An 8,440-nucleotide genomic window follows, 5' to 3' on the forward strand; every position below is an offset into this window, starting at 1 on the left:
GGAGCGCCGAGCGAGGGACCTCCCGTTTTCGTTGTGTGAACTGAGTCAACGGGTCTATATTTCTCGTGCTGTCACACCGACGGTGCACATCCGTGCTCCCAAGGCCCTGTCCGGAAGGACCCACCGCATGCCGGCCCAGCCTGCCCAGGCCGCTGTTCCGCACCCACTCGACGAAGTACCCCAGACGTTCCGCGCCGGGGACTCCTACGCGGTGCGCGACGCGCTCGTGCACTACATCCGCCGGGATCTTCTGGGGCCCTGGGACGGTGAGACGGAAACCCTGCCGAGCGCCTCCTCGGGTCCCCGCGACCGGTATCTGGTCGGCATGCTCGGTCCGCGCCCGCAAGCCGTCACCGCGGACCGGGTCGCCCGTGCGGCTGCTCAGGGCGCGGACGGCGAGTCGGGCGACGAGCAGGAAGGCGAAGACAGCGACCTGCAGGACCGGCTGAGTCCCCAGGCCGCCGGACACATCTGGGCATCCTCCATGGGGCTGTCCTTCACCGCCGCGGCCTCGGTCGGCACGCTCAGCGCCACGGTCCGCTGGGGCCGCTACAGCCAGTCGGGCGAGGCCACCGGGCCGGGTACGACGCGCCGGGTCTGGTCACGTGAGCCGGTCGAGCGCCTGGTGGACATCGATGTGACCGACGGGGCCGACCGCATCGTTCAGCTCGACGGCGACAGCGTCGTCCTCGACGTGCAGGTACGCCGGCACACGGGCCGCACGGGCGCCGAGGACCTGCGCATAGTCGAACTCGCCCTGGTGAACCGGCAGCAGGACAGCGCGGACGCGCGTGACGCGCACTGGCTCTTCCAGACCGAGATCGACGTCACCGCCTTTCCCGACGACCAGGCGGCCGTCTTCCTGCCGGTCGACGACCCCCTCGACCCCGCGAGCCACGGCAACGCGCCCGAGGACCCCGAGGAGCGGCGGCTGCGCCTGCTCTACCGGGACAGTCTCAGCCATGCCACAGGCCGCAACGTCGCCGTTCACGCGCACGTCCGCGACGGAGAGCGCAACGCGCACCGGTTGACCACCGTCTGGCTCCCCGAGTACGACGTCAGAGCGACCACCGCACCGGCACCCGAGGAACAAGTCCTCCTCCAGGGTCTGGAACTGGGCATGGACGAGCTGGCGGACCTCGCCGTGCCCGCCCGGCGGGCCGAACTCAGCGCCGCCCTGGCTCCGTTGGCCGACGGCTACGGCACGTGGCTGGAGCAGCAGCGTCGCAGTGCCGCCGCACTCCCCGAGGACCTGCGCGCGGCGGCCGAGACCGCCATCGAGCAGGCGCTCGAGGTCTGTGATCGCATCACCCTCGGCATCGACCGGCTCGTGGCCGACAAGACGGCCCTGCTGGCCTTCCGGTTCGCCAACCGGGCCATGGCCCTGCAGCGCCGCAACACGGCGATCGCCACCTCCCGCGCCGGCCGCGAGAACGACTCCCGCTCCTACCGGGAGGCCTACGACGAGGTGTACGGCAAGGGCAAGGCGGCAGCCAGCTGGCGCCCCTTCCAGCTGGCCTTCGTCCTGCTGAACACCGACTCCCTCACCCGGCCCGGACACCCGCACCGGGGCACGGGCCGTGAAGCCCTCGTCGACCTGCTGTTCTTCCCGACCGGTGGCGGCAAGACCGAGGCATATCTCGGACTCGCCGCCTACACCTTCGCACTGAGACGCCTCCAGGGCACCTTGGGCTCGGGTGCGCAGGCCCGGAGCGGCGAGGCGGGCGTCGGCGTCCTCATGCGCTACACCCTGCGGCTGCTGACCGCCCAGCAGTTCCAGCGGGCCGCCGCCCTGGTGAGCGCCTGCGAGGTCCTGCGTCGTGAGGAGTTCGCGCGGGACCGGCGCTGGGGACCCACCCCGTTCCGTATCGGGCTCTGGGTGGGCACCTCCGTCTCACCGAACTGGTTCGACGAGGCCAAGGAACAGATCGCCGAGGCCAAGGAGAACGCCAGCGACAAGCACGCCCGTGTCCTGCAGGTCCTCACCTGCCCCTGGTGCGGCAGCGGGCTGACCGCACGCTCGAACATGGAGTACGACGAAGGGCGCCGCAGGATCCTGCTGTACTGCCCTCGCGGAGAGGGGGAGGACCGCTGCCCCTTCTCCCGTCGCGAAGCGCTCGGCGAGGGCATCCCGGTGCTCACCGTCGACGAGGAGATCTACCGGCTGGCCCCGTCCCTGCTGATCGCCACGGTCGACAAGCTCGCCCAGCTCCCGTGGAACGGCTACTCCGGCCTGCTCTTCGGCAGGGTCACCGAGCTGTGCCCCCGCCACGGCTACCGCCACGACGACCTGGACGCCAAGACCGGCTGCGGCGGCCGCCACAACGCCAGGGGAGATCTGCCCGGCGTCACCGCCCAGCCCGTCACCCGCCTGCGGCCTCCGGACCTGATCATCCAGGACGAGCTGCACCTGATCTCCGGAGCCCTCGGCACCACCGTGGGCCTCTTCGAAGCGGCCGTCGACCAGTTGTGCACGTGGCGCTTCACCGACGCCCACGGAGGACGACACGAAGTCGGCCCCAAGATCGTCGCCTCCACCGCGACCACCAAACGCGCCGCCGACCAGGTACTCGGTGTCTTCGGCCGCAAGGTCGCCGTCTTCCCTCCCCAGGTGCTGGACGTCGGCGACACCTTCTTCTCCCGGCAGGTGGACCTGAGCCGGGAGAACCCCGGCCGCCGCTACCTCGGCGTCTGCGCCCACGGCACCCGCCTCAAGGCCGCCGAGATCCGTGTCGCGGAGATCCTGCTGCTCGCCGCACAGCAGCTCTTCGACGACTACGGCAGGCCGGCGGACCCGTACATGACGCTGGTCGGCTACTTCAACGCGACCCGTGAACTCGCCGGAATGCGGCGGTACATGGACGACGACATCACCACCCGTGTGCGGTCGAACGGTAGCCGCAAGGGCCAGGACACGCTGTCGGACCGCATCGTCAGCAAGGCCGGGATGCTCGGCATCCAGGAACTGACCTCACGCATCTCCTCCTCGGACGTCGGCGCGGCCCTGAAGCGGCTGGAGATCGAGTTCGACCCCGAGCGGGACACCTCGGTGCGCAGGCGGGCCTTCCTGCGCGAGTACGCCACCGCCATGAAGGACAAGCGCGAACCCCGCGCGTCCATGACACCGACCGCGCGACAGGCCGTCGACGTCGTCCTCGCAACTTCCATGCTCCAGGTCGGTGTCGACGTCTCCCGCTTCGGGCTGATGCTCGTCGTGGGCCAGCCCAAGAACACCGCCGAATACATCCAGGCGTCCTCGCGCGTCGGCCGCGACGCCGCCCGCCCTGGCCTGGTGGTGACCCTCTACAACTGGTCACGCCCCCGCGACCTCGCCCACTACGAGGACTTCGAGCACTATCACGCCACGTTCTACCGCCAGGTGGAGGCGCTCTCCGTCACCCCCTACACACGCCGGGCACTCGACCGCGGTGTCGCCGCCACCTATGTCGCCGCCCTGCGTCACGCGGCCTACGACTCCTCCCGCAACCTCGACGCCCACCACGTCGACCTCGACGGACCGCTCGCCCAGGAGGTCGAACGGCGGCTCCTGGAACGCGCCGAACGGGTGGGAGGCGACCTGCCCCGCCAGTACCTGAGCGAACGTCTGGACCGGCTCAAGGACGAATGGCGCCGCAAACGCGACGAGAGTAGTGCGGCCCTCGCCTACCGCAAGGAGAAGCACAAAACGACCGTCGTGAACGGCCTGCTGCGACGGGCGGACGGATCCCGGTGGACCGAGCTGACCGTCGGCATGTCGATGCGTGAGACGGAGAACGAGATCAACCTGCTCCTCCCCGGCGGCGGCGCGTTCCTGGAGGAGCCCTCGGGCGACGGACCCGACTGGACGTTCGGCGCGTCCGGCGCCGACTCCGACACCGACCCGGACACGGCGAGCACGGTGGACAGCGACGAGTACGGGCCCGTCACGGCCGACACGGTCAGGAAGGCACAGCGATGAGCAGCCAGGGCAGCAACCGCAGAGTCGGCGCCGTACGGCCCAGCCACCTCATGTTCACCGCCGGGATCGGCGCCCTCGTCGACCTGCCCAACTTCTCCGTCCTGATCCGTGGGATCGACTCCTGGAATCACTCCGGAGTCACCGACTACGACATCGACGAACCCCGGCTGCGCGCCGCCGTCAACCGGTCGCTCCAACGCTACGGACGCGGCCAGATCGAGCAGCTGCGTGCCGCTCCCTGGCTGGAGGGCGCCGACGCGGACCCGAAGGGCTGGGCGGCCCAGGGTGTCGGAGTGCCCGTCACGCCGTTCCCGCAGTGGCTGCGCTGCACCGCGTGCAACGTGCTGGCCGCGATCGACTCGGGCGAGTTCGCCTTCGTCAACGCCAACCCCCGGACGCCGCACGAGGCGAAGTTCGTCCACGACTGCAAGCGGGGCAAGCCGCTCGCCGTAGCGGCCCGTTTCACCCTCGTGTGCACCGCCGGGCACCTCGACGAGTTCCCGTACACCCCGTACGTGCATCGCGGGCAGGCCTGCGGCAAGACGCCGCGCCCCAAGCTGCGCATGAAGGACCACGGGGGCAACCAGGCCGCGAACGTCACCATCGAATGCGTCGCCTGCGGCGTGAAGCGCAACATCCGGGAGGCCATGGGCGAACGAGGACGGCGCAACCTGCCGGGGTGCCGTGGACGGCACCCACATCTCGGTACTTACGAGACGAACGGCTGCGCACAGGAACCGGTCCTGATGGTGGCGGGCGCGTCCAATCAGTGGTTCCCGCTCACCCTCAGCGCCCTGGCCCTGCCCAAGGCACCAGGCGGAGACATCGACAAGCTCCTTGACGACCACTGGCCAGACCTCGAACTGATCGAAGACCGTGGGCAGTTCGGCTTCATGGCGCGCATGCCCAAGTTCACCTTCCTCAAGGAGTTCGACGCCGACGCGGTGGTCGCGGCGATTGCGGCCCGCAAGCAGGGAACCTCAGGGCCGGCCCCCTCCGCCCCGGACGTCCAGGCCGATCTCTTCGGACCCGAATGGGACGCGCTCTCCGGCCCGGTTCCCATCCCCAGCGACGACTTCGCACTCCGGCAACTGCCCGTGCCGGGCCGTCTGAGCGAGCTGTTCTCCGACGTCAGGCAGGTCGAGCGGCTGCGTGAGGCACGGGCGCTGATCGGGTTCACCCGGCTCGACGCGCCCGACCCCGAATCACCGGAGATCGCCACACGCGTCGAGCTGTCCCGCGGGACCCGGAACTGGGTGCCGGCCAGCGAGGTGCGCGGCGAGGGCGTCTTCCTGCGCGTGCGGGACGGGCTGATGGCCGAATGGACCGCGCGCATGGAGAAGTCACCGCACATGGACGCGCACAGACAGGCGTACGCACGCTTCCGCGCCAACCGTAAGTCGGACCGCAAGACCAGCGACTTCGACCCCTACTCCGGCTGGCCCGGAGCGCGGTACATCGCCCTGCACACCCTCTCCCACCTGCTGATCCGCACCATCGCCCTGGAGTGCGGCTACAACTCCGCCTCGCTCGCCGAACGGATCTACGCGGGCGACGAACAGAATCCGAGGACCGGCATCCTCATCTACACCGCCGTCCCCGACTCCGAGGGCACCTTGGGAGGCCTGGTGTCCCTGGCAGAGGAGCGGGAGTTCGACCGGATCGTACGCCGGGCCCTGACCGACGCCCGCCACTGCTCGGCAGACCCGCTCTGCGCCGAGCGCCTACCGCAGGACCCGGCGGACTTCCTTCACGGAGCCGCCTGCCATGTCTGCCTGTTCGTGTCGGAGACCACATGCGAACGCGGCAACAGGTTCCTGGACCGTCGGTTCCTCGTCCCGGTCACCGGAGACCCTGATCCGGTGCTCACGCCGGTCGGTCTGCTGCCGTGAGCCGACCCGCGTTCGAGGACGCCGCCGAGGCCGCCATTGCGGCTCTCGGCCTCTCTCGTAGCAAGGATCTCGCCGGCCTGCTCGCCCGCGGACGCACCAGAGAACGGATACTCACCGAACTGGCGACTCCGGGAGTCACTGCGCCTGTCGCGGCGCTCTACGATGCCATGCAGTCGGAGTCGGTACCGCCCTCCGAGGCGGCTGCGTACGTGCGAGGCTATGTCGCCGCCCGGCGCAAAGCCCGGGACACCGTCCAGGTCCGCACCGTGTGGAGCGGCCCTTCGACACCAGCGGTGCCGGTGCGGGCCACCGCTCAGGTACTGGTCGAGGTCATCGACGAGGCGCGGCACGAGCTGCTGGCGATGACGTATGCGGCTCGTCCGTATCCGGCCCTGACCCGGGCCCTCACAGAGGCTGCGGGCAGGGGAGTCCAGACGCATGTCGTGGTCGAGACCCTGGCCGGTGCGGGCGGCCTCCTCTCGGGGAGGGAACCGGCTGAAGCGTTCGCCTCCGTACCGGGACTGCTGCTGTGGGTCTGGGCACGGGACCGGGCCGAACGGGGCCGCTCACGCCAGCACGCCAAGCTCGCGGTCGCAGACCGCCGCACTCTCCTGCTCGGCAGCGCCAACCTGACCGAGTCCGCCGCGCGGCGCAACATCGAGGCGGGTGTGCTGGTGACCGGCGGTGAAGCACCGCGGCGCACGGCAGAGCACATTGTCGAACTGCAGCGTCTCGGCATACTCAGGCCTTTCCCGGCACGTGAAGCTGTCGGTTGACGACTTCCTTGCTTGCGGTGAGCGCACTGGCGGGGACACCTGGGCCGGGACGGTAGAGCTCACCGTCCCCGACTTGCGGCAGGCCAGGTACTTCCCAAACTGGCTCCTCCAAGCAGGGGGCCGGCACGAGGAGGCCCTCATACCGAAGGTGGCCACCGCCTGCCTGCTCGGGTCTCCACCCGCCGGGTCGAGAAGCTCGCCGAGTAGCTCGGCGTCATCCAGCTCGGCGGTCGGCCGGCCGGGCGTCGTCACGGTTCTGACCGTGTGTGCGGTCGCGTGCCGGCTGCGCCGGTGCTCTCGGGTCGCACGCGGTCCTCGGCGATCCATTGGGCCAGGGACACCAGGGTGGTCTCGACGCTGTCCTCCATATAGCGGCGGAGCGCGTCCAAGTCGGCGCGCGTCGTGCCGAGGACCGGGTCGAGGCGCAGGAGCTGCCAGGACTGCTGGACGAGCGTGCCGTCACCCTTGGGACGCATTGTCCAGCCCCACTGCACGATGCCGTTCTCGCGGCCGCCGACGACGAAGCCGAACGCGGTGGGGGGATCGGCTCGCACGACCTGGGAGCGGGTGGTCCACTCCCTTCCGTCCCTGCGGTTGCGCCCGCTGAACCAGGCACCGACGCTCGGCCCGGCGTTGTGGTCGTAGGTGACGTCGCTCGCGTTGGGGCTCCAGCGGCTGATCGCCGACACGTCGCTGACCAGTTCGTAGACGCGGGCGGGTGCGGCGTCGACCCAAGCCCGTCTGGTGAAGGCGAAGTCTGATGCTGCCAGTGCCTCGAAGGGCTCCAGTCCGCTGGTGATGGCGCTCAAGGCATCCTCCTGGGTGTCGCGGGGGGATCGGAGGTGCCCACTTCACCGAAGGTGCGACCCGGCAGCCAGACCCGTCCGTGCCTATCCCCGGCCGGGGCAGGCACGGCGCAGGGGAGCGGTCGATACTCGGAGCCATGAAGGGTCAAGCACAGCTCGGAGACTTCCTCAGGACGCGGCGTTCCCAGCTGCGTCCCGCGGACGTCGGAGTACTCACGTACGGCGAGCGCCGACGTGTTCCGGGGCTTCGGCGTGAGGAGTTGGCGCTGCTGGCGGGTGTGAGTGCCTCCTACTACACGCGGCTTGAGCAGGGCCAGTCGCAGAGGGCCTCCCCCGAGGTACTGGACGCGATCGCCCGGGCGCTGCGGCTGGACGAGTCCGAGCGGCTGCACCTGCACGACCTGGCCCAGGCGGACCGGGACCGTCCGCGGACCCGGCGGCCCGCGCCGGAGCGGGTGAGCGAGGCGACCCGTCAGTTGCTTGCGGTCTTGGGGGACGTTCCCGCGGTCGTGCTCGGCCGACGCAGTGACGTCCTCGCATGGAACCGGCTGGGCCACGCACTGTTCGCCGGGCACCTGGACCCCGACGCCCCGCAGCGTCCCGGCGGACGTCCCAACATGGCCCGACTGGTGTTCCTCGACCATCACACCCGCGGGCTGTACGCGGACTGGCCCAGCAAGGCCAGGGCCGTGGTGGGGAACCTGCGGCTCGTGGCCGGGCAGCACCCGCAGGACGGCGCGCTGCACGCGCTGGTGGGCGAACTGGGCTCGAAAAGCGCTGAGTTCGCGTCGATGTGGGCCGACCACCGGGTCAAGCCGTGCACCGTCGCCGCATATGAGATGCGGCACCCGCTGGTCGGCGCTCTCACCGTCATCCAGCAGACCCTGAGCCACGGGCCAGGCCCCGTCGTCGTCGTTGCCACTACGGAGACGGGCTCACCCTCGCATGCCGCGCTGACTCTGCTCGCCCAGGCCACCACACCGCCCCCCACCCGGCCCACCTCCACCC

General features: G+C 70.3%; 5 protein-coding genes. 4 read left to right on the plus strand and 1 reads right to left on the minus strand.

The features are described from left to right. Nucleotides 1-127 precede the first annotated feature (127 nt). From drmA to drmC, 3 genes are read left to right on the plus strand one after another with little or no spacing between them, the layout of a single operon-like run. Nucleotides 128-3,958, plus strand: a complete 3,831-nt coding sequence (gene drmA, locus K4G64_RS22890; RefSeq protein ID WP_221757893.1) for a DISARM system helicase DrmA — start codon at nt 128-130, stop codon at nt 3,956-3,958. Further along, nucleotides 3,955-5,850: a DUF1998 domain-containing protein gene (gene drmB, locus K4G64_RS22895; protein WP_221757894.1), complete on the plus strand. Its 1,896-nt coding sequence runs from the start codon at nt 3,955-3,957 to the stop codon at nt 5,848-5,850. The genes drmA and drmB overlap by 4 nt, the downstream gene beginning before the upstream one ends. Continuing rightward, nucleotides 5,847-6,626 (plus strand): DISARM system phospholipase D-like protein DrmC, encoded by a 780-nt coding sequence (gene drmC, locus K4G64_RS22900; protein ID WP_221757895.1) that lies wholly within the window; start codon nt 5,847-5,849, stop codon nt 6,624-6,626. Before drmB ends, drmC begins: the two co-directional genes overlap by 4 nt. Nucleotides 6,627-6,874: 248 nt before the next feature. Here the strand turns inward: drmC and K4G64_RS22905 are convergent, their stop codons facing one another. Continuing rightward, nucleotides 6,875-7,435, minus strand: a complete 561-nt coding sequence (locus K4G64_RS22905) for an SRPBCC family protein (protein WP_221757896.1) — start codon at nt 7,433-7,435, stop codon at nt 6,875-6,877. Nucleotides 7,436-7,569: 134 nt separating this feature from the next. Between K4G64_RS22905 and K4G64_RS22910 the strand changes: the two genes are divergently transcribed. Beyond that, on the plus strand, nt 7,570-8,440 hold an 871-nt coding region (locus tag K4G64_RS22910; RefSeq protein ID WP_221757897.1), incomplete at its 3' end, for a helix-turn-helix domain-containing protein.

The organism is Streptomyces sp. WAC04114, from assembly GCF_019733245.1.
Lineage (GTDB): Bacteria > Actinomycetota > Actinomycetes > Streptomycetales > Streptomycetaceae > Streptomyces > Streptomyces massasporeus_A.

What these genes read in the sequence shown, in the direction of transcription:
- drmB (WP_221757894.1), top strand. Translation starts at nt 3,955, where the DNA reads ATGAGCAGCCAGGGCAGCAACCGCAGAGTCGGCGCCGTACGGCCCAGC.
- drmA (WP_221757893.1), top strand. Translation starts at nt 128, where the DNA reads ATGCCGGCCCAGCCTGCCCAGGCCGCTGTTCCGCACCCACTCGACGAA.